Raw genomic sequence first — 23,659 nt, 5'->3', positions numbered from 1 at the left:
TAAACTTGGACATCCGGGCATCCAGCGCCGGCGGCTTTAATCTACTAAACTGGTAGAATTTAGAAAAACCTGATTTGCGGCACTGCTCGCCGGGTGCTAATACGGCTGGAAATCAAGGCCTGCGACAGGTGCTTGAATCCGCATCACCTGCCGATGAGGAATATTTTTCTCTTGGCCGAGGTGCATTCAGAAAAGCGATTGCATCCCGACAGGCGATGCGCCAGTGCGTTCCTTCTGATTGCTCGCGCTCGCGCGTAGAACTGCAAGCCTGTTCAGGATTCCGCTCGCGCCCATGCCGCACATTGCTCCCAAACTCAATGCCTTCCCCGTCTTCATGCGGGTCGAGGGCCAAGCCGTGGCCATCGTCGGCGGCGGCGAAGAGGCATTGGCCAAGGCAAGACTGATCGGACAGTCGAGTGCGGTTTTGCGCGTCATCGCGGAACATGCCGAGCCCGATCTCTTGACCTTCATCGCTCAGACCGGCACCCACCATTTTGCCGCCGCTTACGACGCGTCGCAGCTCGAAGGTGCGGTCATGGTTTTTGCCGCCAGCGGCGATGAGGAACTCGATCGCCGCGTGGCCACGGATGCGCGCCGGCTGGGCATTCCGGTCAATGCCGTCGACCGGCCTGAGCTTTGCGATTTCTTCACCCCCGCGCTGGTCAACCGCGCGCCGGTCGCCATTGCCATCGGCACGGAAGGTGCAGGCCCGGTGCTTGCCCAAATGCTGCGAAGCCGCATCGACCGCATGCTGTCGCCGGCGCTCGGGCCGCTGGCAACGCTCGCGGCGTCGTTTCGCGGAGCTGCCGAAAAGCTGCTGCCGAGAGGCAACGCCCGCCGCCGCTTCTGGAATGATTTCTTTGCTGGTGCTCCTGCCCGTGCGGCTGAGGCGGGCGAGCTTTCGCAGGCGCATGACGCTGCTGTCCATCTTCTGCTGTCGGATGCGCCGGCCTGCGGCCACATCGCCCTGGTCGGCGCCGGTCCGGGCGCCGAGGATCTTCTGACTTTGCGTGCCCATCGCCTGCTGATGGAAGCCGATGTCATCGTCCATGACGCGCTGGTGCCGGAGGCGGTCGTTGCCATGGGTCGCCGCGATGCCGAGCGTCTGCCGGTCGGAAAACGCAAGGGCTGCCACACCAAGAGCCAGGCGCAGATCAATGCACTGCTGGTCGAGCTCGGCCGTGAAGGCAAGCGCGTCGTGCGGCTGAAGTCGGGCGATCCGCTGGTGTTCGGCCGGGCCGGTGAAGAGATGGCAGCGCTTCGCGATGCCGGCATCGCCTATGAGGTGGTTCCGGGCGTCACCGCGGCATTCGCCGCCGCAGCCGATTTCGAATTGCCGCTGACGTTGCGCGGTGTTTCCTCGTCAATGGTGTTCACCACCGGCCACGACCTCAAGGGCAATTCGCTACCCGACTGGGCCAAGCTCGCCATTTCGGGCGCCACCGTCGCCATCTATATGGGCCGCTCGGTGGCGGCCGAAGTTGCCGGCCGGTTGATCGAGGCCGGTCTTTCGCCGGATACGGCAGTAGCCGTGGTCGAGAATGCAAGCCTTGCCAACCGGCGCCGGTTCCACGGCACGCTTGCCGACCTGCCGTCGCTGGAAGCGCGCGCCGATCTTTCCGGCCCGGTCATGACCATCATCGGCGACGCGGTCGCCGGCGCCAACTTTGACCGGTCCGAGGCGCTCGCGGCACACAGACATGAAGGTGCGTCCAGTTCGGTCGCTGAAGGAGTTCAGTCATGAAGATTCTGACCGCCAACCGCCTGACCGACGGCATTGCCGTCTGGTACGCCGATGGCGGCTGGGCCGAGACGGTGGACCATGCCGACATTGCCCGTGACAAGCCGGCCGAGGATCGCCTCGAGGTGATCGGCGCCAAGGCCTATGCCGCCAACGAAGTGGTCGATGTCAATCTGATCGATGTCGATGTCGTCAACGGCGTCGTCGAGCCGGTGCGGCTGCGCGAAAAGATTCGCGCCGCGGGCCCGACCATCCGCAACGATCTCGGCAAGCAGGCTGCCAAGCAGGCGACGTGGGCAGCTTAACAAGACACTAGGCATGGGCGGACGCGCCCTGAAAGACGAAGCATGTACCGTTACGATGAGTTCGACCACGATTTTGTCCAGGCCCGCGTCGCCGAGTTCAGCGACCAGGTCCAGCGCCGCCTTGCCGGCGAGATCACCGAGGACCAGTTCCGGCCGCTCAGGCTGATGAACGGCGTCTATCTTCAGCTGCACGCCTATATGCTGCGCATCGCGGTGCCCTATGGCACGCTGAACGGCAAGCAGTTGCGTATGCTGGGCCACATCGCTCGCAAATACGACAAGGGCTACGGCCATTTCACCACGCGCCAGAACATCCAGTTCAACTGGCCGGCGCTGTCGGACATTCCGGCCATCCTGGCCGATCTTGCAAGCGTCGAGATGCATGCCATCCAGACCAGCGGCAATTGCATCCGCAATGTCACCGCCGATCATTTCGCCGGCGCCGCCGCCGACGAGGTCGCCGATCCGCGCCCCTATGCGGAAATCCTGCGCCAGTGGTCGTCGGTGCATCCGGAATTCTCGTTCCTGCCGCGCAAATTCAAGATCGCGGTGACGGGGGCCGAGCGCGACCGCGCTGCCATCCAGACGCACGATATCGGCCTGCACCTGAAGAAGAACGCCGCCGGCGAACTCGGCTTCGCCGTCTATATCGGCGGCGGTCAGGGCCGCACGCCGATGGTCGCCCGCAAGATCCGCGACTTCCTGCCGGAAGCCGACCTTCTGTCCTACTGCACGGCGATCCTGCGCGTTTACAACCTCTATGGCCGCCGCGACAACAAGTACAAGGCGCGCATCAAGATCCTCGTCCACGAGACCGGCGTCGAGGAAATCACCCGCCAGGTCGAGGCCGAGTGGCGGGAGTTGAGGGATGCCGACCTGAAGCTGCCGGAAGCCGATATCCGCGCCATCCAAGCCTATTTCGCGCCGCCGGCGCTCACCGACCGGCCGGAAGGCGACCAGGCGGTCAAGCTGGCGCGACTGGATTCCAAGGGGTTCTCGGAGTGGCTCGACCAGAATGTCGTGACGCACCGCCATCCCGACTACGCCGCGGTGACGATCTCGCTCAAGGGAATCGGCGAGGTGCCCGGCGACGCTTCGGACAGCCAGATGGAAGCGGTCGCCGACATCGCCGAAAAATATGCTTTCGACGAACTGCGTGTCAGCCATGAGCAGAATCTGATCCTGCCGCATGTGGCACGCGCCGACCTCAAGGCGGTCTATGATACGCTGGTCGGCATTGGCCTGGCGACGGCCAATTCCAATCTGATATCGGACATCATCGCTTGCCCTGGCCTCGACTATTGCGCGCTGGCCACGGCGCGCTCGATCCCGATCGCACAGGAAATCTCGCGCCGCTTCGCTTCGTTGGAGCGGCAGCGCGAGATCGGCGAACTGAAGCTGAAGATATCCGGCTGCATCAATGCCTGCGGCCATCACCATGTCGGCCACATCGGCATCCTCGGCGTCGAGAAGAAGGGGTCCGAGCTCTACCAGGTTACGCTGGGCGGCTCGGCCGATGAGAACACCTCGGTCGGCGAGATCATCGGCCGCGGCTTCTCGTCGGAAGAAATCACCGACGCCATCGAGCAGATCGTCGAGACGTATCTCGGCCTGCGGCTCGACCCACAAGAGAAATTCATCGACGCCTACCGCCGTGTCGGTCCCGCGCCGTTCAAGGAGGCGCTTTATGCTGGCGAAGCCAAGGCCGCTTGACCGCATAGTCGACGTCGACGATGGCGCCGCCGCCAAGGCGGCGGGACTCGACGCGCTTTACGGTCACCTGAACCCGCTCGAGATCATCGAACGCTCGGCCCGCGACCTGTTTCACGACGAGATCGCTGCGGTGTCGTCGTTCGGCGCGGATTCGGCTGTGCTGCTGCACATGATCGCCAAGATCGATCGGGCGTTGCCTGTCATCTTCCTCGACACCGGCAAGCATTTCGAGGAAACGCTCGGCTATCGCGATGCGCTTGCCGCCGATTTTGGACTGACCAATATACGGGTGATCAAGCCCGAAGAGGCGGCGCTCGAACGGATCGATCCGATGGGCAATCTGCACCAGAGCAACACCGACGCCTGCTGCGACGTGCGCAAGGTCGAGCCGCTGGCGCGTGGCGTTGCACCTTTCCGCGCCTGGTTCACCGGCCGCAAGCGCTTCCAGGCCGCGACACGCGCAGCGCTTCCGGTGTTCGAGGCCGTCGGTCCGCGCATCCGTATCAACCCGCTGGCGCACTGGACGACTTCGGACCAGGCCGACTATATGCGCGCGCATGCGCTGCGCGAAAATCCGCTGGTTGCTTATGGCTATCTATCGATCGGCTGCTTTCCATGCACGCAGCCGGTGCAGCCGGGCGAGGACGCGCGCAGCGGCCGCTGGGCTGGCCATGCCAAGACCGAGTGCGGCATTCACCTGTCGGGGCTGGAAGTGTCGCTGACCGACGCATCGCTTTAGGGTATGTTGATATTCAGGTAAGACCGGCCTGCAAAAGGCGGTTTCCTGCGCTTCCGGTGCTCACGTACTTCAAGTACGCTCCGCTCCGGTTCTCGGAAGCCACCATTTTCGGCGCGGCCTGACTGAATCTCAACGCACCCCTAGCTTCTTTGAATTTTTAGGAATTTTGATGACTGAACCGACGACACCGGAGATCCGGCTCTGGACCCCTGAGGGTTTTCGCGAGGATGAGTGGGCTCATGCCGAAAACGCGGACGCGCTTTCCGGCAACGGCCGCTTCATCCTGCCGCTGCAGGCGTTTCTCGATCTCGAGCCGGAGGTGCGCCGCTCGGCCAAGGAACGGCTCGGCGTCGTGCTGCAGCCGGGCGATCAACTCGAGAAGATCGCCGACCTGCTCGACCAACTCTCTCTGGTGGCACTGGCCTTCCCGGCCTTCAGCGATGGCCGCTCCTTCTCCAAGGGCGAGTTGCTGCGCAGCCGTTATGGTTTCGAAGGCGCTGTGCGGGCCACCGGGCAGGTGCTGGTCGACCAGTTGCCGCATATGCTGCGGCTCGGCTTCGATGAGTTCGAAATTTCGAATCCGGTGCTGTTGAAGCGGCTGGAGGAGGGCCGCACCGGTGGGTTGGGGCTTTACTACCAGCCAGCCGCCGTGCCGGAGCCGAAGGGGTCGAAATATTCCTGGCGGCGCGCTCGCAACAGCTGACGCAACGGCAATTCCCGACGTCTTTACATCGGCTCCGATCGGGCTTCCCTGCGACTATCCGTACGGAAATATCCGCCGGGTGCGAGGAGGAGAGCATGGTTTTCGACTATGTCATTGCCGGCGGCGGTTCCGCCTGATCCGTGCCCGGCAGGCGTCATTGCGCTGTTGCCGGGCCGGCCATCGCCGAAAAGGCGGCGGATATGATCAAGGCGGCTGCCTGAAATTCTGGTCGAACCAACAATGCCGTTTTCGCTTTCTGCGAACGGTACTGCGGCGATGCTGATCACGATAGACATCAACTGGTCTTACCAATTGTGCGATTTACGCTTTCCCTTCCGCCGTCCTGACCTTAGGATAGGACCATTATTTCGTGATCCGAAATAAACATGGCCACAAGGGAGGAACCGGGAATGGCTGGCAAGAAGATACTGATGCTCGTTGGCGAGTTCAGCGAGGAATATGAGATTTTCGTGTTTGAACAGGCAATGCATGCGGTTGGCCATACGGTCCATGTCGTCTGTCCGGACAAGAAGGCGGGCGACATATTGAAAACGTCGTTGCACGACTTCGAAGGCCACCAGACCTATACCGAGAAGCCCGGCCACGATTATATCCTCAACAAGGCGTTCTCCGAGGTGGACCCAACCGGATACGATGCCGTCTATGCGGCGGGTGGGCGTGGCCCGGAATACATCCGCATCGACAAGCGGGTGCAGGCGCTGGTGCGGCATTTCCATGAGGCCGGCAAGCCGATCTTCACCATCTGCCATGGCGTGCAGATACTGATCGCTGTCGACGGTGTGGTGCGGGGCCGAGAAGTCGCCGCGCTGCATTATTGCGAGCCGGAAGTGACGCTCGCTGGCGGTATCTATATCGATGTCGCGCCGACCGGCGCCCATGTCGACGGCAATCTCGTTTCGGCCAAGGGTTGGCCGGGCCTCTCCAACTTCATCCGCGAATGCCTGAAGGTGCTGGGCACGGAGATCCGCCATGGCGAGATACTGATGCGCGACGAGCGCCAGGCGGCCTGATCCGGAATTTCTAAGGCCGCCGCGCGAACAGCGCGGCGGTCGTTCTATTTTTGTTTTGGCGCAATTCCCCGGGGAAAGTGGCAATGCGCTTTTCCCGGGAAAACCGTCTCACACCCTTCCTGGGATTGCTTAGGCCGCGGCCCGTGCCTCGTGGAACGACACCAGTTTCCGACGATTCTCGTCCCACAGCGCCAGTTTGACGCATTGCAGGCTTTCGAGCAGCGTGACGCGGCCGATGCCGCGCAGTTCCGGATAATCCCGCAGCACTTCCTGCAGCCGGTAGCACGGAACCTTGGCCGAGAGGTGGTGGACGTGATGGACGCCGATATTGCCGGTTAACCAGTTCAGCACTGGCGGCAGGTCGTAGTAGGACGAACCATGCAGGGCGGCGTGCTGGAATTCCCAGTCGGCGTCCTTTGCCCATTCCGTTTCCTCGAATTGATGCTGGACGTAGAACAGCCAGATGCCCGCCGATCCGGCCAGAATGACGATCGGCAGATGGACCACCAGGAACGCGCCAGGGCCGACGAACCAGATGAGGAGGGCTGCAGCAATCGCGATGCCAAGATTGGTGGTCATCGACGACACCCAAGGCGTCAGGCCGCCTCGCATCATGCCGACAGGCAGCCTCTGCTCGAAGATAAACAGCCAGATCGGCCCGAGCCCGAACATCACCAGCGGGTGGCGATAGAGACGATAGGCAAGGCGCCCTCGCCATGACATCTGCCGGTATTCGGCAACGGTGAGCGTCCTGATGTCGCCCATGCCGCGTTCGTCAAGATTGCCGGCGCTGGCATGGTGCGTCGCGTGAGCGCGCCGCCAGCAGTCGTAGGGCGTCAGCGTCAGAATGCCGAGCGCGCGGCCGATCCAGTCGTCCGCATAGCGATTGGCAAAGAAGGAGCCGTGGCCGCAATCGTGCTGGATCATGAAGATGCGCACCAGAAACCCGGCCGCGGGAAGGATCAGGATCAGACCCCACCAATGGCCATATGCGTAGGACGCCGAGGACAATCCCCAGAGAATGGCGAATGGAATGAGTGTGATGGCGAGTTCGACAGCGCTGCGCCGCCTGTCAGGCTTCTTGTAGCGCGCGAGAATTTTCAGCCAGGCGCGCTTGCTGTTAGCGACCGCCTCAGGGGAAATCATGTTCATCAGGAAGCATAGGCGGGGTGCCTCCCCGCCGCAAGCAAAGATCACGCGAAATTACTGCGCGTAATTGTCGCGTGGCCTGTCGGTCGAGCAACCGCAGCTCACCCGCTTGATGGTTCTCCCTCCGAGTGGCGGGCTCTCAAGATCATTCGGGGACCCCGAGGTTTGCTGCTAAGATTGGCGGTCGCGTTACCGCCGGCGCCGGCCGACGTCACTTTTCTCCGCTCCATCTAGGCGGTCGAGCAGCTTTCTGAATCGGTCAGGGATATCGGCCTCGGTGCGGAAGGCGGGCAAGGTGCGCATAAAGCGGTTGACCGCCTCGGCGCCAAACTGGCGTCTGACCTCGGCGGCGAGCCGTTCCGTCTTCTCAGCCTTTTTGCGGGTCGTCATCTCAAAATCCTATGTCGGCTTCGAAACTCCTCCAGCAAGAGAATGGTTCCAGCATCACGCATTTGTGGCAAGCAATGCCAGCGCTTAGGGTAAAATTTGAATTAAGATCGAAATGTCATGGGTCATTGTGCGGGCTTGGCCGACGACGTCCACAATCGCTTACCCCTTGATTTTTGGCCGCCAAACCTCGATATCGGGCTCAAAATCCATATCATTCGAGATTGACGGGAAATGGCGATGAGCGACCAGGCAAAAGACGAACGCGCGCCCGATGAAGTCGAGGCGACCGAGGCCAATGCCGAGCGCACGGAAGGCAGCATCGACGGCGACTATGAAGCCCTTGTGCGGCTGCTGAAGGAAAATGAAGAACTGAAGGACCGCGCACTGCGCGTGGCGGCCGAAATGGAAAACCTGCGTCGACGCACGGCGCGCGACGTGCACGACGCGCGCACCTATGCGGTTGCGAATTTCGCCCGAGACATGCTGTCGGTCTCTGACAATCTGCGCCGTGCGCTGGACGCGATTCCGGCCGAGGCCAAGGCCTCGGGTGACGCCGGCTTCAAGGCGCTGATCGAAGGCGTCGACTTGACCGAGCGCGCCATGCTGTCGGCGCTGGAACGGCACGGGGTCAAGAAGCTCGCCCCTGAAGGCGAGAAGTTCGATCCCAATTTCCATCAGGCGATGTTTGAAGTGCCCAATCCGGATGTTCCGGCCAACACCGTGGTCCAGGTCGTGCAGCCGGGCTATTCGATCGGCGAGCGGGTTCTGCGCCCGGCCATGGTCGGCGTCGCCAAGGGCGGTCCGAAGTTTGCCGCCGCTGAAGCGCCGGTCGAGCCGGGGCCGGTGAACGAGCAGGCTGAGAAAGACGCCTGAACGGACAAGCGAATAGGGAGTAGCGAGTAGCGAATAGGAAATACGCAAGAGTTGCTGCGCGGCTTCGTGCTATTCGCTACTCGCTATTCGCTATTCGCTACTCGCTATTCGCTACTCACTCTTTCATTGTTCACTTCATGAACCCCGTCGCGCTTCTCGACTATGCCGGTGTCGCCGTCTTCGCCGCGACCGGGGCGCTTGCGGCTTCGCGCAAACAGCTCGACATCATCGGTTTCCTGTTCCTGGCCAGCGTCACCGGGATAGGCGGCGGCACGCTTCGCGACGTCATCCTCAACCTGCCGGTTTTCTGGGTCGCCAACTCCAGCTATGTGCTGATCTGCGCCGTGGTTGCCGCGCTGGTCTTCTTCGGCGCACATCGCGTCGAATCGCGCTGGAAATGGCTGCTCTGGCTCGACGCCATCGGGCTCGCCGCCTTTTCGGTGATGGGCGCCGCCAAGGGACTGGCGATTACCGGTTCGCCGGTCGTCTCCGTCATCACCGGCGTGCTCACAGCCACCTCCGGCGGCATTCTGCGCGATCTCCTGGCCGGCGAGCCATCGGTGCTGCTCAGGCCTGAAATCTACGTCACAGCAGCCCTTGCCGGTGCCGGCCTCTATACACTTGGCGATCTTGCCGGGCTGCCACCGCTCACTTCGGACCTCGCCGGTTTTGCCGCAGCGTTCCTTGTGCGTGGCGGCGCGCTCAAATTCGGCTGGTCGTTTCCGTCCTACAAGAGCCGACCCGGCCGGCGCCCGGAAGATATTCCGTGAAGGAGCGAATAGCGAATAGGGAGTAGCGAATAGGGATAGCAGCCCGCAGGATTGCGGCGTAGTTCTCGCTATTCGCTATTCGCTATTCGCTATTCGCTATTCGCTATTCGCCATCACGCTGCGAAGCGCTGGGCTTCTCCGCCATAATAGTTGACGTAGCGGGCGCCGATTTCCTTGACCGGCATCACGACGAAGACGTCGACCGTCGAGAATTCGCGGTCGATGACGCAGCCATCGCCGATGCGGGCGCCAACGCGCAGATAGCCCTTGACCAAGGGCGGCATTGCCGCGATTGCCGCCTTGGTGTTGACCGCCTCGATCGGCATCAGGTCCATCGAGCAGTAGCGCCCGGACACCGCGCGCACATCCCAGGCCGAATTCGTTCGGCAATGGTGGGCGAGGTAGGTGAGTGCCTCGGCATGCGCCGCCGGCACCGTGCCGTGGAAGGAAGCACAACCGGTCATCACACCGATTTCGTAGTGGTTGATGTAAGCCCAGATGCCTTGCCACAATGCCTCGATAGTGCGCTTTGAGCGGTATTCCGGCAAAACGCAGGAGCGGCCGAGTTCGAGAAAACGCTGGCCGGGGTGACGGGCGATGAGCTTGGTCAGCTCGAATTCACCTTCCGAATAGAACCCTCCGGCGGTGGCCGCGATTTCTTGCCGCAGCAGCCGATAGGTGCCGACGATGCGGCGATGTTCGGGGCCGGAAAGCGTGGTGTCCAAAACCAGCAGATGGTCGCAGAGCGGGTCGAACCGGTCGGCATCACGGCGGTCATGGGTCTGGAACAGGTCTTTTCTGGCGCCAAGTTCGTCGTAGAACACCCGGTAGCGCACTTCCTGCGCGGCCGCGATCTCGGCTTCGTTGCGAGCGAGTCGCACTTCGAGATTACCTATACGGCCCAATGCTGCGCCCTTCATGACGCAATCGGCATTACGTCCGGCAAGCAGCGCGCTGCTGGCGTTCGGCCGAGTGTCACATTCCGGCATAACTGTATGCACGAGTGATTCTCCTTCGAGCCATCCCTCTTGGCACGGGGATACGGTGTAGGTGCAACAGGATTGTGACAGTACCGTGATGCGGCCTTGCGGGCAATACTTCGTCGGCTGGCGAATACGATCAACCGGCTACGTTACGTGATCGCGTGGCGCGGATTGGACGGTGAAAAACTCAGGCTGCGACGACCTGTCCCTCGACGGCATTGACCAGCGCCTCAGGGTCGAGCGGCTTGGTGACAAAGCCGCTGGCGCCATGAGCCAACACCGCATGGCGGGTCTTTTCCTGGCTGTCGGCCGACAGTACCATGATCGGCACCGGCGACATTGCGGTTTCTTCCTCATGGCGGCGGATGGCGGCAATCGCGTCCAATCCGTCCATGACCGGCATGTGCAGGTCCATCAGAACCACGTCGAAGCGGTGGTTGTGCCCGGCGCCCGTGACAGCCTCGACGGCGGCCTTGCCATTGCCGACCACTTTGACGCGATGCCCGGCCTTCAACAGCGTGGCGCGGGCCAGCATGGCGTTGATGTCATTGTCCTCGGCGATCAGCACCGACAGGCCCCGCTGTCGGTTGCTGACGGTGCGAAGCGTCGGCCCGCCACGCTTTTCCGGCTGCGGCTGGGCGAGGCTTGGGGCATGGCTGCTCAACAGCACGCGCAGAAGCGTTCCGCCACGCACCGGCCTGGCCAGGAAAGTTGCGTAGCCGCTGGCGCGGAACTCGCCGAGCATGCCGCGGTCGGTCGGCGCGATCAGCGTGATGGCCTCGCAGTGGGAAAAACCGCTGAGGCGTAGGCGCTTGAGCAGCCTTCCGTCGCTTTCTTCCATCGCCGCATCGACCAGAAGCGCATCGCAGCCGGCGGCGAAGGGGGCGGCCTGCGCGGCGGTGGTGGCGAGGTCGACCGCGCCGCCATTGGCGCGGATGGTGCGGGCGATGGCATCGGCCTCGACAGCGTTTTTCGAAAGGATCACCGCGCGCCTGCCCGAAAGCGCGTTTTGGCGGCCCTGCTGTGCCTCGGTGGCTGCTATCGCCGGGATCTCGAAGACGAACTCGGATCCCTGGCCGATCCGGCTGGACACCGAGATCGTGCCGCCCATGGCGGCCACTAGGCGTTTGGAGATGGCAAGGCCAAGACCGGCCCCGCCATGCGCACGCGTCGACGTGCCGTCGGCTTGCTCGAACTCCTCGAAAATGCGGTCCAGATCCTCATCGTGCAGGCCCGGACCGGTATCGGCGATGGTGAAGCAAATGCGGTCGGTGGTTTCGGTGCGCACACGCGCAACGCTCACCAACACGCCGCCGCTGTCGGTAAACTTGATGGCGTTGCCGATAAGGTTGAGCAGCACCTGCCTGACCCTGCCCGGATCGGCAGTGATCAACTGCGGCACGTCGGGTTCGACATAGCAGCCCAGCCCGATATCCTTGGCGAAGGCGCGCGCGGCCAGCAATTCGATGATGTTGTCGGCGATCTCGCGCACCGACATCGGCTGCGGCTCCGGGTCGAAGCGCCCGGCTTCGATCTTGGAGTAGTCGAGAAGATCCTCGATCAGGGCAAGCAATGCGCTGGCTGAGGTCGAGACGGCGCCGACATAGGTCTGCTGCTCCGGCGACAGGCTGGTGTCCGCCAGCAGCCTGGCCATGCCCATGATGCCGTTCATCGGCGTGCGAATTTCATGGCTGACGGTGGCGAGGAAGCGCGATTTGGCCTGGCTGGCGTATTCGGCCCGTTCGCGTGCGGTGATCAGCGAGGATTCGGCGCGTTTGCGGGCGGTGATGTCGCGGGCGATGGCGCGATGCGAAACGGCGCCGCTGTCCTTGTCGCGCACCGATAGTTCGATCCACGAAAACCAACGCGGGCCGCTGGGCGTATTGATGGCGACATCGGTGGAACTCAGGCATTCATGATCGGAAAAGGCGGCATCAGGGACGATGCCGACCTCGATGCCGAGTTCCGCCAGGGTCTTGCCTGCAAGGTCGCGCTGATCGGTTTCGACGAGATCGGCGAAGACCCTATTGGCATAGACGATGTAGCCGTCGCGGTTGCGATGAATGACGAGATCGCCGAGCGCATCGATCAGGCCGCGAAAGCGCTCATCACTCTCCTGCATTTCCCACATGCGATCGGCCAGCGTCTCGATCTCGGCGCGGCTGCGGGCGGTGGTTTGGTCAAGAAGGGCAGCGGTGCGGTGTTCGCTCCGCATCGAGTGCAGATGCAAGCCAATGCCGGCAAGGCCGGTTGCCAGCAATGCGACGCTGATGAAGATTGGTGCTCCGGTCAGATGCGCCAGGCCTGCCAGCACGATGATGGCGACGAAGGCCAGGAGCGGAAGCCCCTCGCGTCTGGCGGGCCCCGGCTCAGGCATCAGCGGTGGCGCGGCGACAAAGCGCCGCGCCGACGTCTGCACTGCATCGGCGTCGTTGTCAGTGTCCGCCTCTTGGCTGCCGGATTCCGCGATCATGCGAAACCCTTGCCAGACAGAGATTATGGAAAATTGCGGCGGATCGTTCGAATTTTAGCGGATGGGCCGATTTTGCCGAAGCTGCGGCAGATTTGCCATCAGGCGCAGCAATTCCGTCCGCCTTTCTCCGGCATTCGCACGGTTCACATGTCCACGACGACCCGGCCGCGGATCTTGCCGTCAACGATATCGCGCGCGGCATCGATGATGCCGTCGAACCCGATGGTCCTGGACAGGCTGGCGAGCTTCTGCAGATCGAGGTCGGTGCCGATGCGCCGCCATGCTTCGAGGCGGACGACCTTCGGCGCCATTACTGAATCGATGCCGAGCAGCGAGACGCCACGCAGGATGAAGGGGGCGACGCTGGTCGGCAGGTCCATGCCGCCGGCCAGGCCGCAGGCGGCGACCGCACCGCCATAGGATGTCATCGAAAGCACATTGGCCAGCGTGTGGCTGCCGACGGCGTCGACGCCACCAGCCCAGCGCTCCTTGGCCAGCGGCTTTGCCGGCTGGGCAAGCTCCTCGCGCGATATTACTTCGGCAGCGCCAAGGTTGATCAAATAGGGGCTTTCGGCATTGCGGCCGGTGGAAGCAATGACATGATAGCCGAGACTGGACAGGATCGAGACCGCGACCGAGCCGACGCCGCCGGCCGCGCCCGTCACCACCACAGGGCCGCGATCGGGCAGAATGCCGTGCCGTTCCAGCGCCATGACGCAGAGCATGGCGGTGTAGCCGGCAGTGCCGACGGCCATCGCGTCATGAGGGCTGATGCCTTGCGGCAGCGGCACCAGCCAGTCACCCTTTACACGGGCGCGGCCGGCATAGGCACCGAAATGGGTTTCACCGACGCCCCAGCCGTTCAGGATGGCCTTGTCTCCAGCCCGCCAGTCGGGATGAGAGGACGAGATGACAGTGCCGGCGAAATCGATGCCCGGCACCAGCGGCCAGCGGCGGATCACCGGCGCTTTGCCTGTGATCGCCAGACCATCCTTGTAATTCACGGTCGTCGCCTCGACCGCGATGGTGACATCGCCTTCCATCAGGTCAGCTTCGGTGAGATCGGTCACGGTTACCGACTGCTTTTTCTCGGCGTCACGCGAAACGACGATGGCTTTGAAGGTTTCGGACATCTCTTTCTCCGCGTCTGCTTGGCGACATGAACTGTGCGGCGCCGGCCGCGTGAGGTCAATCTTTGGAAGACTTGGCGTTTGAAGGCTTTGGCTCGCGCCGCCAGCCGAACAGTTCGTCGAAGACGACCAGTGCCGCGCCGACCGAGATGAAGGCGTCGGCAAGATTGAAGACGGCGAAGGACCAGACCGGCGTGTGGAACAGGACGTAGTCGATGACGTGACCGTAGACGGCGCGGTCGATCAGATTGCCGAGGGCGCCGCCGACGATCAGCGCAAAGCCGGCGCGGGCAAGGATCTGGGACGGCGCGATCCGCGTCGCCAGGAACAGCACGAATGCGACGACCGCAAGCGAGATGACGATCAGCCCGGTGTCGCCGAAGGACGAGAACATCGAGAAGGCGATGCCGGTGTTGTAGGTGCGAAACAGCGCCAGGAAGGGCACCAGGTCGAGCTTTTCCTGAAAGGCGAGACCGGTCTCGACCAGGTGTTTCACCCACTGGTCCAGCGCTATGGCCGCGACGACGAGCAACGCGTAGGGAGACCATGATCTCACGAGTGGGCAACTTTCATTGCTGGTCCAAGATTGGCTCGAGCTTCAGCGCGCCGCGCCGGATCTCGAACAGCATGACGCCGGTAGCAACGGCCAGGTTAAGCGAATCGGCACGGCCCGCTTGCGGAATTCTGAGCAGCCTGTCGCAACTCGCAGCCAGGATTTCGGGCAGCCCCTGCTGCTCGTTGCCCATCATCAGCAGCACGGGCCCGCGGGAAAAATCGACCGAGCGGTAGTCGACCGCGCCCTTCAGGTGGGTGCCGGCGACGAGGCCTGAAAAGCCGCCTCGCCAGGCAAGGAAAGCCTCGGTTGTCGCCTTGGCCACCGGCACGGCAAAGATCGAACCCATGGTGGCGCGAACCGTCTCCACGGAAAAAGGATCGGTGGTGTCGCCGACCAGGATGACGCCCTTGGCACCGACGGCGTCGACGGTGCGGATGACGGTGCCGAGATTGCCGGGATCGCGCACCCGGTCGAGCGCAACCCAGACATCGCCATTGTCGGCGCGGACATCCTTCAGGGCCAGGAATTTTTGCGAAAAGACGCCGACCACCATTTGCGGATTGTCGCGGCGGGTGATGGCGACCAGTACCTTTTCCGATACTTCGAGCACCATGCCGCCGGCGGCAACCGTGCGTGCGGCGACTTTCTCCACCGCCGCGTTGCCGCGCCCGGCCTTGGCGAAAACCAATGTCCTGATCTGCCAGCCGAGATCCAGCGCATCGATGACCAGCTTCAGTCCCTCGGCCATGAAAGCATTCTGCTGGTCGCGGAATTTCTTCAGGGCGAGCGCCTTGATATCCTTGACCAGCGGATTCGCGAGGCTGGTGACTTCCTTCACCTGCCCGGGTGCGCCTGCGTGCCGTTCGTTCATTCAGGCCACCCAACGCGAAAACAACGAGGTCGAAAGTGCCCGGCCAGCGGACTTTTCGCGGATGATCAGCTCGCCTGATTCGACTTTGCCGCCCAGGCCGGCAAAGGTGTCGCGCATCAGGGCATGGATGGCGAAGAAGGAGGCGCGGATCGAATAGGCGGTCAGCACAACGGCAAGCGGCTTCGGGGTCAAGATCGCGCGGCATAGGTCGGTCAAATCAGGCAAATCCTCGAACAATTGCCAGACCTCGCCCTTGGGACCGCGGCCATAGGCCGGTGGATCGAACAGGATGATGTCGTAGCGGCTGCCGCGACGCTCCTCGCGCTCGGCGAATTTCACCGCGTCGTCGACGATCCAGCGTATCGGCTTGCTGCCGAGGCCCGCCATCTCCTGGTTTTCGCGAGCCCAGCCGATCGCCTTCTTCGAGGCATCGACATGGGTGACCTCGGCGCCGGCACGAGCCGCAATCAGCGAGGCAAGACCCGTATAGCCGAATAGGTTCAGCACCTTGACCGGCCGCTTCGCAGCCGCGATCAGCCCGGCCATGTGGTCCCAGTGAGAAGCCTGCTCGGGAAAGACGCCGACATGGCGAAACGAGGTGAAACGGCCGAGATAGTCGATGCCGTCATGTTTCATCGGCCAGGTCTCGCCGAGCGGCATCTTAGGGAAGCGCCAGCGGCCGATGCCTTCCTCGTCGACGTCACCGGTGAAGACGGCGTCGGCGCGCTCCCAGTCTTTTGCCGGCATGGCCTTTTGCCAGATTGCCTGACCTTCAGGCCGCACGATCCGGTAAGGGCCGTATTGTTCGAGCTTTTGGCCGGCGCCACTGTCGAGCAGCGCATAATCGGCATTAGGCGCCACTTCGAGGATCACCGGAAGATGCTCAGCGGGCAAGGTGCCGGCGCGGCGGGCAAGGACGCGTGGCGCCGATTTCGGCTCGGACCGGTTGCCCGCTTTCGCCTCATGCTGTTGGCGCGGCTGGGCGTCCGGTCCGGCAGGAACCTGGCCGGTACGCGGGCGTGACACCTCCGCCGCAGCCTTCGCGGAGGGATGCGGACGGTTGTCGCGGCGTTTGTCGCGAAAAGACTTCAAGCAGGAGCAACTCCGAGCGGCGTGGCCGCTTTTGACATAGGGCAACCCGCTTCGCAACCAAGTCCGACGCGCCAGCCTCTCCGGTTTATGTCGGCCGGCGATGGACCAATGTCAAAGAAACAGGCAAATCTGCCGGATGTCCCGCTCCGAACGCCTGCTCGACCTGATCCAGACGCTGCGCCGGCACCGCCGGCCGGTGAGCGGGCAGGCTCTGGCCGATGAGCTCGGGATTTCGATCCGCACGCTCTACCGCGACATCGCGACGTTGCAGGGCCAAGGTGCGCCGATCGAGGGGGAGGCGGGGCTGGGCTATGTGCTCAAGCCAGGCTTCATGCTGCCGCCGCTGATGTTCAGCGACGAGGAGATCGAAGCCATCGTGCTTGGCTCGCGCTGGGTCGCCAAGCAACCGGACCAGCGTCTCTCGGCTGCTGCCGCCAACGCGCTGGCCAAGATCGCCGCCGTGCTGCCGGACGATCTGCGCGAGGATCTCGACGCGAGCACGTTGTTGGTCGGGCCTCCGGCCGCGGCCGTCGAGGGCATCGATCTCGGTATCGTGCGGCAGGCCATCCGCAACGAGCGCAAGCTCGGCTTCCTCTACCGCGACGCGGCCGGCGCCGCGTCCGAGCGCGTGGTCTGGCCGTTTGCCCTTGGCTTCTTCGACAAGGTGCGGGTGGTGGTGGCATGGTGTGAGATGCGCAAGGATTTCCGGCATTTTCGCGCCGATCGCATCGAAGCACTTCAGGCAACAGACTTGCGCTATCCGCGCCGCCGCCAAGTGCTGCTCAAGGAATGGCGGGCGACGCTCGACAAATCGCGCGGTCCATGACGGCTACTGCCAGAAACTGACAGTATGGCATCCTATGTTCGGCAGATCGAAACCCTGAACCTTGGAGAACGGACATGACCACCCCGAATTTCGTCATCCTCTATGTCGACCAGCCGCAGCAGAGCGGCGCCTTCTACAGTGCGCTGCTCGGCCGCGAGCCGGTCGAAAGTTCGCCCACTTTCGTGCTGTTCGTGCTCGATGCGGGTTTTAAGCTCGGCCTCTGGTCGCGCCACACAGTCGAACCGACAGCGGCCGCGGCAGGTGGCGGCGCCGAGCTCGTCTTTGCGCTGGATACACCCGACGCGGTCGATGCCGCTCATGCCGACTGGTCGGGGCGCGGGCTGAAGATCCTGCAGACGCCGACCGACATGGATTTCGGCCGCACCTTCGTTGCGCTCGATCCCGATAATCATCGGCTGCGCGTCTGCTGGCTGTCCGACGGGGAACAGGCCAATGGAGGACAGAAATGAGAGCATACTGGGATCGCCGTAGCCTCGGCTGAACATGTCAGGCGCGGCCGCCAGGTCGGCTTCATGCAGGTCAACCACGGCAAGGCGTCACCGCTGCGCCGGGTCCGGCCCGGTGATGGCATCGTCTATTATTCGCCGACCACCATTTTCGGCGAAAAGGACGGTTTGCAAGCTTTCACCGCGATCGGCACGGTGCGGGAAGGCGAACCCTATCAGGGCGACATGGGCGGCGGCTTCACGCCGTTCCGTCGCGATGTCGAGTGGGCAAAGGCCGAGGAGACGCCGATCAAGCCGCTGCTCGACAGGCTGGACTTCAGCGCGGGGAAGTCGAATTGGGGCTATCAGCTTCGGTTTGGCCTCTTCCCGATCAGCGCGCATGATTTTTCGCTGATCGCCGAAGCGATGGGCGCCAAAATGGCTGTATCGGCGAACTAGGGCTTGAGCACGTCATAGACCGCTATGCCGGCGGCAAGGTCTTCGAGCGCTGCGCCGACCGATTTGAACAGCGTGATCTCACCAGCGCTCTCGCGGCCTTTCTTCTGGCCGCGTGCGAGTTCATGCAGATCGGCGACAATGGCTTCCGGCTTCAATACGCCGGAGGCGAGCGGCTGGACGATGTCGCCAGCCTCCTTGGTGGCGCCGGCGCGGGTGTCGACAAAGACGCGGGCAAGCGCGATCGCGTCATCATCGCTTTCGCGCATCGTCGGCGTAAAGCCGCCGACTAGGTCGACATGTGTTCCCGGCCGCAACAGTGTGCCCTTGATCAGCGGCGTCGTCGTGATCGTCGCCGACGAGACGATGTCGGCCTGCTGAAGCTCGGCATCGAGATCGGTGGCGGCGCTGGCGGCGAAGCCTTCGGCCCGCAAATCGGCTGCGACCTTCTCGGCATTGGCCGGGGTGCGGTTCCAGATGCGGATGGATTTGATCGGCCGCACGGCGCTATGCGCCTTGGCGAGGAAAGGCGACAGCGCGCCGGCTCCGACCACAAGCAGCCGCGAGGCATCGCCGCGGGCCAGATAGGAGGCCGCGAGCGCCGAAGCGCAGGCGGTGCGCCACTGAGTCAGCCGCTGGCCGTCGATCAACGCCTCGGGCTCGCCGGTGGCGCCATTGAGCAGCAGGTAGAGTCCCATCACCGCAGGCTTGCCGACGGTGTTGTTGTCGGGCGAGACGGTGACGATCTTGACGCCGATGTGACCACCAGCCGACGTTCCGGCCGCGTTGAAATCGGTCCAGGCCGGCATCAAAAGCAAGGTGGAGGCCGCACCATCGGGCCGCTCGATCGTATGATGATGCCTGACCGGCTGCACCGCACCCTCGCGAAACGCCGTGCGCAGCGTCTCGACCAGTCCGGGAAAGTTCAGCGCGTGGTCGACCTCTGCGGCCGAAATGGTCAGCATGAAAAACTCCGTGGGGACAAAACCGCCGACGGGCGGTTCAAGTGGTCGGCTTCGGCAATGCCGCCCCTTGGGTCGATCCCTGGGCCGATCCTTGGTCCGGGCCTTTCGCCGCCGGCACGCGGCTGACCGCCTGGCGCAGGTTCTCGGCCTCGATGCCGCGCTGGCGCGCCAGCTTGCGATAGCGGCCCTGCTTGACCCAGGTTGCCAGGCTGCCAACGATCATGCCGATGGCGAGGGCCAGGAACAGAAAGATGAACAGCGGCAGCGTCAGCGTCAGCTTCGGATTGCCGGGATTGAACGGATCCAGCGTGAAGGCAACCAGTTCGCGATTGGCAACGGCGAGTGCGATCAGGATGATCGCAAGGGGCACGAAGATCACGATGAGGACGAAGCGATTGAACATGATGTTTTCCGTCGGAAGCTGGCCTCTCCGAGAGGCCGTCTGGCGCAGACGCCCGCCTACTTGCCGCCGTTCAGCCTTTCACGCAGTTCCTTGCCGGTCTTGAAGAACGGCACCCATTTCTCCTCAACCTCGACGGATTCGCCGGTGCGCGGGTTGCGGCCGGTGCGGGCGGGACGGTTTTTCACCGAAAAAGCACCGAAGCCGCGCAGCTCGACCCGGTTGCCTTCGGCAAGGGCGTCGGTGATTTCATCGAAGATCGCGCCAACGATGTTTTCGACGTCGCGTAGGAAAAGATGCGGATTGCGCGTGGCAATAATCTGCACAAGTTCGGACTTGATCATGAGACGGATCCCCGTGAAAGCAGTGCGGTCAAAATTATGAGGATGATTTTATTTGTTTTTTTCACTTGCCCCAAGCGGCATCTCAAGGGTGCCAGACGGAAACGAGACCGTCAAGAAACAAGCGGTCGGCGCCGAGTTCATGGATGATGTCGCCGCTGGAGGCCGGCAGGCCGAGCGCGCTGCCGATCGTCTGCGCCATCGCCTTGGAGAATAGGAAGCCGCCCCGCCGTCCGGTGTCTTTCCATTCGACGACCTCGAGTTTGGCATCGACGCCCTTGGTCGCCAGCCAGTTGACGGCTTCGGTCTCGCCGCCGACGGCGTCGATCAGTCCGTTGGCGACACCCTGGCGACCGGTGAAGATCGAGCCGTCGGCAAGTGCCAGCGCTTGTTCGCGGGTCATCTTGCGGCGCTCGGCAACAATGCCGACAAACCAGTCGTAGCTGTCGAGGATGAGCTTGCGGACCATGGCGCGCTCGTCGTCATTGGTCGCCTTGAACGGAGAGGGCGCAGCTTTCAGCGGCGAGGATTTCACTTCCTCCAGCTTGACGCCGAGCTTGTCCATCAGGCCGCTGACGTCGGGATATTGGATCAGGACGCCGATCGAGCCAACGATCGAGGTCTTGCGGGCAACGATATGATCGGCGGCACTGGCGATCATATAGCCCGCCGATGCGGCGAGCGTGCCGACCTCGGCCACGACAGGTTTGTCGGCGGCCAGCTTGCGCACCTCGTCATAGATCGATTCACCGCCGACCGTGGTGCCGCCAGGCGAATCGATCGACAGGATCACGCCTTTCACCTTCGATGACAGGCGAATGGTTTCCAGCCGCTTGATCAGTTCCTCGTCCTCGGTAATCGTGCCTTCGATCTTGACCTTGGCGATATGGTCGACCACCGAGCCGCCGAAATCGTCGCCATAGAACCAGGCTGAAAGCGCGATCACCCCGAGGGCTACGATGCCGATCGCGGCAACGCGCCAGAATGTCAGCTTGCGCCGTAAGCGGCGGCGGTCGATCAGGTCGTCGGCTCTCGGTGCCATGGTCAGCCTTTCAGTCGGCGGGAGGAGACGCTTTTAGACCATGATCCTCCCATCGGGAAGCAATTCTCTTTTGTGCATGGCGAGACAATTCATTCAGCAGGGGCGAGATGGCCACCCGCGTCGGCAATCGAGTAGGACGGCTAGACGGGCTCCCACCCCTTTCTGCTCACGTATTTGTGCAGTCGCCCCGAGGCGCGCAGCGCGACCGATGGCGGATATAATTTTACGCCGCGTGTCTGTTTCTGCTATGGAGAACGTGCGGTTGTGCGGATCTCGTTTTCATCTGTACAAGAGCGGCTGTCACATTTTTGCAGTTTTCGTGGGCTTGTGCTTGCTTGAAGGCGCCGGCGTCCCACCTATAGGCGGTGCTCGGGGCGGGCAGGGGTTTAGAAGAAAGCAGTGAATGTTAGCGCGACCGATTGAACCGACCAACGCCGAGATGGAGTTGGCTCCCCCGGCGGACGGCCGGACGCGCGGCGACGCTTTCGACCGCGCGCGGCGTCATTCGCGCCGCGTGCGCGTTCTCAAATTCGCCGTGCCGCTGGCTGCTGCACTGATCGCCATTGCTTTCCCGGTCTATTCCTATCTCGCCGCACCAGTCTCCGTCACGGTCCAGGCGGAAGGCACGGCCTTTTCCAACGGCAAGCTGGTGATGGCCAATCCTAAGCTAAACGGTTTCACCAAGCAGAAGCAGCCCTATTCGATGACCGCGCTGCGGGCCATTCAGGATGTCGGCACGCAAGGCATCATCGAACTGGAAGGCATCGATGCCAAGGTGCCGATCGCGCCTGACAATGTCGCTGCGATCAAGGCTTCGCATGGCACTTACGATCGTGACGGCAACACGATGAACCTGACAAGCGACGTGACGATCACCACAAGCGACGGCATGCAGGCCAATTTCAAATCTGTCTTCCTCGACATGGGCAAAGGCACTATGAAGACGGGAGATCCCGTCGATGTCAGCCGAGGCGGTTCGCGGATAACAGCGGATTCGATGTCGGTCCGGGACAATGGCAAGGTTCTGGTTTTCGAAAGCAAAGTGCGCGTCAATATCGATTCCGCCGCCTTGAAAACGGCAGAGGGAAACAGCGGAGAAACCAATGCGGCTCAGTAGTTCGACGCGGCTCGCGGCTGCAACTTCAGCGTTGCTGCTGCTCGGACTGGCGCCGTCATTGGCGCAGACCACCAGCCAATCAGGTCTCAAGCTGTCCGGCGACAAACCGATCCAGATCGAAAGCGACAAGCTGGAAGTCCGTCAGGCCGACAGTGTCGCCATCTTCACCGGCAATGTCAGCGTCGTCCAGGGGCCGACATTGATGAAGGCCGGCAAGATGATGGTCTATTACGTCAAGGATTCCAACGCCGGCGGCAAAGGCACGGAAGCGGCCGGCGCGGCGGCGATGACCGGTTCGGCCAACATCGATCACATGGAGATATCCGACAAGGTCTACATCAAGTCGGATGCGCAGATCGCGACCGGCGATCAAGGCAGCTTCGATATGAAGAGCCAGGTTCTGGTGCTTTCGGGCAAAAAGGTCGTTCTGTCGCAAAACGACAACGTCCTGGTCGGCTGCAAGCTCACAGTGCAGATGAAAAGCGGGCTGGCTCAGGTTGATCCATGCGCTGGTCAACGCGTCCAGATGTCGATCACCCCGCCGCCGAAATCGGGAGCGACGAACCCCTGATGGCCAGCCTGTCGTCGCTGACGGCGCGTCTTCCGGGACGGGCCGCCGGCAAGCTTTCGGCGCCGACCACGGTGACCGTCGATACGGGAAAGTTCAAGGGAACCCTAATCGCCAAGGGTCTGACCAAGAGCTACAAGGGCCGCAAGGTCGTCAGCGGCGTCACCATCGGCGTGCGCGCCGGCGAGGCCGTCGGACTGCTCGGGCCCAACGGCGCCGGCAAGACGACCTGTTTCTACATGGTCACGGGCCTGGTGCCTGTGGATGAGGGTACGATCGAGATCGACGGCTTCGACGTGACCTCGATGCCGATGTACCGTCGCGCCCGCCTCGGCATCGGCTATCTGCCGCAAGAGGCCTCGATCTTCCGCGGCCTCAATGTCGAGCAGAACATCCGCGCCGTGTTGGAAGTGGTCGAAAAAGACCGCAAGGTGCGCGAACGCAATCTCGACGAGTTGCTTGAGGAATTCCACATCAGCCATCTGCGCAAGTCGCCGTCCATGTCGCTCTCCGGTGGCGAGCGGCGGCGCCTGGAAATCGCGCGTGCGCTGGCGACCCGTCCGGCCTACATGCTGCTCGACGAGCCTTTTGCCGGTATCGATCCGATCGCCGTCGCCGATATCCAGCAATTGGTGCGCCACCTGACAGCGCGCGGCATCGGCGTCCTCATCACCGATCACAATGTGCGCGAAACGCTTGGCCTGATCGACCGCGCCTATATCATCCATGCCGGCCAGGTGCTGACCCACGGTCGGGCCGACGAAGTGGTTGCAAACGCCGATGTGCGGCGGCTTTACCTCGGCGAGGGTTTTACGCTCTGAGCGTGAAATTTGTTTCCTGACGCGATTTTTTTGCGCTCGCGGGGCTTTTTTCCTCGATTTTGCTCCGCGATAACGCTCCGGTAAGTGGGTTTTGCTAGCAATTGCCTTGACAAGCAAAAGCCGGGCCAGTTTCTATGACCGGCTGCAAAAATTGTTCT

General features: G+C 62.7%; 27 protein-coding genes. 14 read left to right on the top strand and 13 right to left on the bottom strand.

The window, feature by feature from the left end; genetic code table 11:
- The first annotated feature begins 292 nt into the window (after positions 1-292).
- From cysG to NKJ90_RS01405, 5 genes are all read left to right on the top strand, one after another.
- Complete coding sequence (gene cysG, locus NKJ90_RS01425) at positions 293-1,744, top strand: siroheme synthase CysG (RefSeq protein WP_023760767.1); 1,452 nt, start codon at positions 293-295, stop codon at positions 1,742-1,744.
- Entirely contained in the window at positions 1,741-2,046 is a 306-nt protein-coding gene (locus NKJ90_RS01420; protein WP_023760766.1) for a DUF2849 domain-containing protein, read from the top strand. Before cysG ends, NKJ90_RS01420 begins: the two co-directional genes overlap by 4 nt.
- 42 nt (positions 2,047-2,088) lie before the next feature.
- Positions 2,089-3,759, top strand: a complete 1,671-nt coding sequence (locus NKJ90_RS01415; protein WP_023760765.1) for a nitrite/sulfite reductase — start codon at positions 2,089-2,091, stop codon at positions 3,757-3,759.
- On the top strand, positions 3,734-4,498 hold the full coding sequence (locus NKJ90_RS01410; protein ID WP_023760764.1) for a phosphoadenylyl-sulfate reductase: 765 nt from the start codon (positions 3,734-3,736) through the stop codon (positions 4,496-4,498). Before NKJ90_RS01415 ends, NKJ90_RS01410 begins: the two co-directional genes overlap by 26 nt.
- Before the next feature lie 169 nt (positions 4,499-4,667).
- A complete protein-coding gene (locus tag NKJ90_RS01405; protein ID WP_023760763.1) occupies positions 4,668-5,201 on the top strand; it encodes a DUF934 domain-containing protein in 534 nt (177 codons plus the stop codon).
- A gap of 23 nt (positions 5,202-5,224) precedes the next feature.
- Here the strand turns inward: NKJ90_RS01405 and NKJ90_RS01400 are convergent, their stop codons facing one another.
- Entirely contained in the window at positions 5,225-5,497 is a 273-nt protein-coding gene (locus NKJ90_RS01400; RefSeq protein ID WP_023760762.1) for a hypothetical protein, read from the bottom strand.
- A 114-nt stretch (positions 5,498-5,611) separates the two neighbouring features.
- Between NKJ90_RS01400 and NKJ90_RS01395 the strand changes: the two genes are divergently transcribed.
- Complete coding sequence (locus NKJ90_RS01395) at positions 5,612-6,232, top strand: DJ-1/PfpI family protein (protein WP_023760761.1); 621 nt, start codon at positions 5,612-5,614, stop codon at positions 6,230-6,232.
- A 129-nt stretch (positions 6,233-6,361) separates the two neighbouring features.
- On the opposite strand, the gene NKJ90_RS01390 is transcribed toward NKJ90_RS01395, so the two are convergent.
- Together NKJ90_RS01390 and NKJ90_RS01385 are read right to left on the bottom strand one after the other, a co-directional pair.
- A complete protein-coding gene (locus NKJ90_RS01390) occupies positions 6,362-7,384 on the bottom strand; it encodes a fatty acid desaturase (protein WP_023760760.1) in 1,023 nt (340 codons plus the stop codon).
- A 186-nt stretch (positions 7,385-7,570) separates the two neighbouring features.
- A complete protein-coding gene (locus NKJ90_RS01385) occupies positions 7,571-7,771 on the bottom strand; it encodes a hypothetical protein (protein WP_023760759.1) in 201 nt (66 codons plus the stop codon).
- A 237-nt stretch (positions 7,772-8,008) separates the two neighbouring features.
- Between NKJ90_RS01385 and grpE the strand changes: the two genes are divergently transcribed.
- Positions 8,009-8,644: a nucleotide exchange factor GrpE gene (gene grpE, locus NKJ90_RS01380; protein WP_023760758.1), complete on the top strand. Its 636-nt coding sequence runs from the start codon at positions 8,009-8,011 to the stop codon at positions 8,642-8,644.
- Between the two features lie 137 nt (positions 8,645-8,781).
- On the top strand, positions 8,782-9,414 hold the full coding sequence (locus NKJ90_RS01375; RefSeq protein ID WP_352485554.1) for a trimeric intracellular cation channel family protein: 633 nt from the start codon (positions 8,782-8,784) through the stop codon (positions 9,412-9,414).
- 113 nt (positions 9,415-9,527) lie between these two features.
- On the opposite strand, the gene olsB is transcribed toward NKJ90_RS01375, so the two are convergent.
- The 6 genes from olsB to NKJ90_RS01345 form a co-directional block, all read right to left on the bottom strand.
- Positions 9,528-10,403, bottom strand: coding sequence for a l-ornithine N(alpha)-acyltransferase (gene olsB, locus NKJ90_RS01370; RefSeq protein WP_023760756.1), 876 nt, complete (start codon positions 10,401-10,403; stop codon positions 9,528-9,530).
- Positions 10,404-10,584: 181 nt separating this feature from the next.
- Positions 10,585-12,870, bottom strand: a complete 2,286-nt coding sequence (locus tag NKJ90_RS01365; RefSeq protein WP_023760755.1) for an ATP-binding protein — start codon at positions 12,868-12,870, stop codon at positions 10,585-10,587.
- A gap of 143 nt (positions 12,871-13,013) precedes the next feature.
- Positions 13,014-14,003, bottom strand: a complete 990-nt coding sequence (gene acuI / locus NKJ90_RS01360; RefSeq protein WP_023760754.1) for an acrylyl-CoA reductase (NADPH) — start codon at positions 14,001-14,003, stop codon at positions 13,014-13,016.
- Positions 14,004-14,058: 55 nt separating this feature from the next.
- Entirely contained in the window at positions 14,059-14,556 is a 498-nt protein-coding gene (gene lspA, locus NKJ90_RS01355) for a signal peptidase II (protein ID WP_023760753.1), read from the bottom strand.
- A gap of 13 nt (positions 14,557-14,569) precedes the next feature.
- Positions 14,570-15,427, bottom strand: coding sequence for a TrmH family RNA methyltransferase (locus NKJ90_RS01350; RefSeq protein WP_023760752.1), 858 nt, complete (start codon positions 15,425-15,427; stop codon positions 14,570-14,572).
- Positions 15,428-16,519 carry an RsmD family RNA methyltransferase gene (locus NKJ90_RS01345; RefSeq protein WP_023760751.1) on the bottom strand — a complete coding sequence of 364 codons (1,092 nt, stop codon included), beginning with the start codon at positions 16,517-16,519 and terminating at the stop codon, positions 15,428-15,430.
- A gap of 136 nt (positions 16,520-16,655) precedes the next feature.
- Between NKJ90_RS01345 and NKJ90_RS01340 the strand changes: the two genes are divergently transcribed.
- The 3 genes from NKJ90_RS01340 (at position 16,656) to NKJ90_RS01330 (ending at position 18,250) form a co-directional block, all read left to right on the top strand.
- Positions 16,656-17,345: a helix-turn-helix transcriptional regulator gene (locus NKJ90_RS01340; protein ID WP_023760750.1), complete on the top strand. Its 690-nt coding sequence runs from the start codon at positions 16,656-16,658 to the stop codon at positions 17,343-17,345.
- Positions 17,346-17,419: 74 nt separating this feature from the next.
- Positions 17,420-17,815, top strand: coding sequence for a VOC family protein (locus NKJ90_RS01335; RefSeq protein WP_023760749.1), 396 nt, complete (start codon positions 17,420-17,422; stop codon positions 17,813-17,815).
- Between the two features lie 63 nt (positions 17,816-17,878).
- Positions 17,879-18,250, top strand: a complete 372-nt coding sequence (locus NKJ90_RS01330; protein ID WP_348626171.1) for an EVE domain-containing protein — start codon at positions 17,879-17,881, stop codon at positions 18,248-18,250.
- On the opposite strand, the gene lhpI is transcribed toward NKJ90_RS01330, so the two are convergent.
- The 4 genes from lhpI to sppA all read right to left on the bottom strand — a co-directional run bounded on the left by lhpI (position 18,247) and on the right by sppA (position 20,995).
- Positions 18,247-19,212, bottom strand: coding sequence for a bifunctional Delta(1)-pyrroline-2-carboxylate/Delta(1)-piperideine-2-carboxylate reductase (lhpI, locus tag NKJ90_RS01325; RefSeq protein WP_023760748.1), 966 nt, complete (start codon positions 19,210-19,212; stop codon positions 18,247-18,249). The genes NKJ90_RS01330 and lhpI overlap by 4 nt on opposite strands.
- A 37-nt stretch (positions 19,213-19,249) precedes the next feature.
- On the bottom strand, positions 19,250-19,615 hold the full coding sequence (locus NKJ90_RS01320) for a DUF1049 domain-containing protein (protein WP_023760747.1): 366 nt from the start codon (positions 19,613-19,615) through the stop codon (positions 19,250-19,252).
- 56 nt (positions 19,616-19,671) lie between these two features.
- Entirely contained in the window at positions 19,672-19,956 is a 285-nt protein-coding gene (locus NKJ90_RS01315) for an integration host factor subunit beta (protein WP_006200394.1), read from the bottom strand.
- Positions 19,957-20,038: 82 nt separating this feature from the next.
- Positions 20,039-20,995 (bottom strand): signal peptide peptidase SppA, encoded by a 957-nt coding sequence (sppA, locus tag NKJ90_RS01310; protein ID WP_023760746.1) that lies wholly within the window; start codon positions 20,993-20,995, stop codon positions 20,039-20,041.
- A gap of 403 nt (positions 20,996-21,398) precedes the next feature.
- Between sppA and lptC the strand changes: the two genes are divergently transcribed.
- The 3 genes from lptC to lptB are packed head-to-tail and all read left to right on the top strand — an operon-like array spanning position 21,399 to position 23,501.
- Positions 21,399-22,112 (top strand): LPS export ABC transporter periplasmic protein LptC, encoded by a 714-nt coding sequence (gene lptC, locus NKJ90_RS01305; RefSeq protein ID WP_023760745.1) that lies wholly within the window; start codon positions 21,399-21,401, stop codon positions 22,110-22,112.
- Complete coding sequence (locus NKJ90_RS01300; RefSeq protein ID WP_023760744.1) at positions 22,099-22,683, top strand: LptA/OstA family protein; 585 nt, start codon at positions 22,099-22,101, stop codon at positions 22,681-22,683. Before lptC ends, NKJ90_RS01300 begins: the two co-directional genes overlap by 14 nt.
- Positions 22,683-23,501 carry an LPS export ABC transporter ATP-binding protein gene (lptB, locus tag NKJ90_RS01295; RefSeq protein WP_023760743.1) on the top strand — a complete coding sequence of 273 codons (819 nt, stop codon included), beginning with the start codon at positions 22,683-22,685 and terminating at the stop codon, positions 23,499-23,501. The genes NKJ90_RS01300 and lptB overlap by 1 nt, the downstream gene beginning before the upstream one ends.
- Positions 23,502-23,659: the final 158 nt, after the last annotated feature.

Origin of the sequence: Mesorhizobium sp. M0051 (assembly GCF_040323235.1) — a bacterium.
In the GTDB taxonomy this organism is placed as follows: domain Bacteria; phylum Pseudomonadota; class Alphaproteobacteria; order Rhizobiales; family Rhizobiaceae; genus Mesorhizobium.
Note: the sequence above shows the minus strand (reverse complement) of the source record. Positions and strands in the feature narration are given on the sequence as shown.

What these genes read in the sequence shown, in the direction of transcription:
- NKJ90_RS01405 (WP_023760763.1), top strand. Translation starts at nt 4,668, where the DNA reads ATGACTGAACCGACGACACCGGAGATCCGGCTCTGGACCCCTGAGGGT.
- NKJ90_RS01300 (WP_023760744.1), top strand. Translation starts at nt 22,099, where the DNA reads ATGCGGCTCAGTAGTTCGACGCGGCTCGCGGCTGCAACTTCAGCGTTG.
- NKJ90_RS01315 (WP_006200394.1), bottom strand. Translation starts at nt 19,956, where the DNA reads ATGATCAAGTCCGAACTTGTGCAGATTATTGCCACGCGCAATCCGCAT.
- NKJ90_RS01340 (WP_023760750.1), top strand. Translation starts at nt 16,656, where the DNA reads ATGTCCCGCTCCGAACGCCTGCTCGACCTGATCCAGACGCTGCGCCGG.
- sppA (WP_023760746.1), bottom strand. Translation starts at nt 20,995, where the DNA reads ATGGCACCGAGAGCCGACGACCTGATCGACCGCCGCCGCTTACGGCGC.
- lptC (WP_023760745.1), top strand. Translation starts at nt 21,399, where the DNA reads ATGTTAGCGCGACCGATTGAACCGACCAACGCCGAGATGGAGTTGGCT.
- NKJ90_RS01375 (WP_352485554.1), top strand. Translation starts at nt 8,782, where the DNA reads ATGAACCCCGTCGCGCTTCTCGACTATGCCGGTGTCGCCGTCTTCGCC.
- NKJ90_RS01350 (WP_023760752.1), bottom strand. Translation starts at nt 15,427, where the DNA reads ATGAACGAACGGCACGCAGGCGCACCCGGGCAGGTGAAGGAAGTCACC.
- lptB (WP_023760743.1), top strand. Translation starts at nt 22,683, where the DNA reads ATGGCCAGCCTGTCGTCGCTGACGGCGCGTCTTCCGGGACGGGCCGCC.
- cysG (WP_023760767.1), top strand. Translation starts at nt 293, where the DNA reads ATGCCGCACATTGCTCCCAAACTCAATGCCTTCCCCGTCTTCATGCGG.
- NKJ90_RS01330 (WP_348626171.1), top strand. Translation starts at nt 17,879, where the DNA reads ATGCAGGTCAACCACGGCAAGGCGTCACCGCTGCGCCGGGTCCGGCCC.
- olsB (WP_023760756.1), bottom strand. Translation starts at nt 10,403, where the DNA reads ATGCCGGAATGTGACACTCGGCCGAACGCCAGCAGCGCGCTGCTTGCC.
- acuI (WP_023760754.1), bottom strand. Translation starts at nt 14,003, where the DNA reads ATGTCCGAAACCTTCAAAGCCATCGTCGTTTCGCGTGACGCCGAGAAA.
- grpE (WP_023760758.1), top strand. Translation starts at nt 8,009, where the DNA reads ATGAGCGACCAGGCAAAAGACGAACGCGCGCCCGATGAAGTCGAGGCG.
- NKJ90_RS01335 (WP_023760749.1), top strand. Translation starts at nt 17,420, where the DNA reads ATGACCACCCCGAATTTCGTCATCCTCTATGTCGACCAGCCGCAGCAG.
- NKJ90_RS01390 (WP_023760760.1), bottom strand. Translation starts at nt 7,384, where the DNA reads ATGAACATGATTTCCCCTGAGGCGGTCGCTAACAGCAAGCGCGCCTGG.
- NKJ90_RS01320 (WP_023760747.1), bottom strand. Translation starts at nt 19,615, where the DNA reads ATGTTCAATCGCTTCGTCCTCATCGTGATCTTCGTGCCCCTTGCGATC.
- lhpI (WP_023760748.1), bottom strand. Translation starts at nt 19,212, where the DNA reads ATGCTGACCATTTCGGCCGCAGAGGTCGACCACGCGCTGAACTTTCCC.
- NKJ90_RS01415 (WP_023760765.1), top strand. Translation starts at nt 2,089, where the DNA reads ATGTACCGTTACGATGAGTTCGACCACGATTTTGTCCAGGCCCGCGTC.
- NKJ90_RS01395 (WP_023760761.1), top strand. Translation starts at nt 5,612, where the DNA reads ATGGCTGGCAAGAAGATACTGATGCTCGTTGGCGAGTTCAGCGAGGAA.
- NKJ90_RS01365 (WP_023760755.1), bottom strand. Translation starts at nt 12,870, where the DNA reads ATGATCGCGGAATCCGGCAGCCAAGAGGCGGACACTGACAACGACGCC.
- NKJ90_RS01420 (WP_023760766.1), top strand. Translation starts at nt 1,741, where the DNA reads ATGAAGATTCTGACCGCCAACCGCCTGACCGACGGCATTGCCGTCTGG.
- NKJ90_RS01400 (WP_023760762.1), bottom strand. Translation starts at nt 5,497, where the DNA reads ATGTCTATCGTGATCAGCATCGCCGCAGTACCGTTCGCAGAAAGCGAA.
- NKJ90_RS01385 (WP_023760759.1), bottom strand. Translation starts at nt 7,771, where the DNA reads ATGACGACCCGCAAAAAGGCTGAGAAGACGGAACGGCTCGCCGCCGAG.
- NKJ90_RS01410 (WP_023760764.1), top strand. Translation starts at nt 3,734, where the DNA reads ATGCTGGCGAAGCCAAGGCCGCTTGACCGCATAGTCGACGTCGACGAT.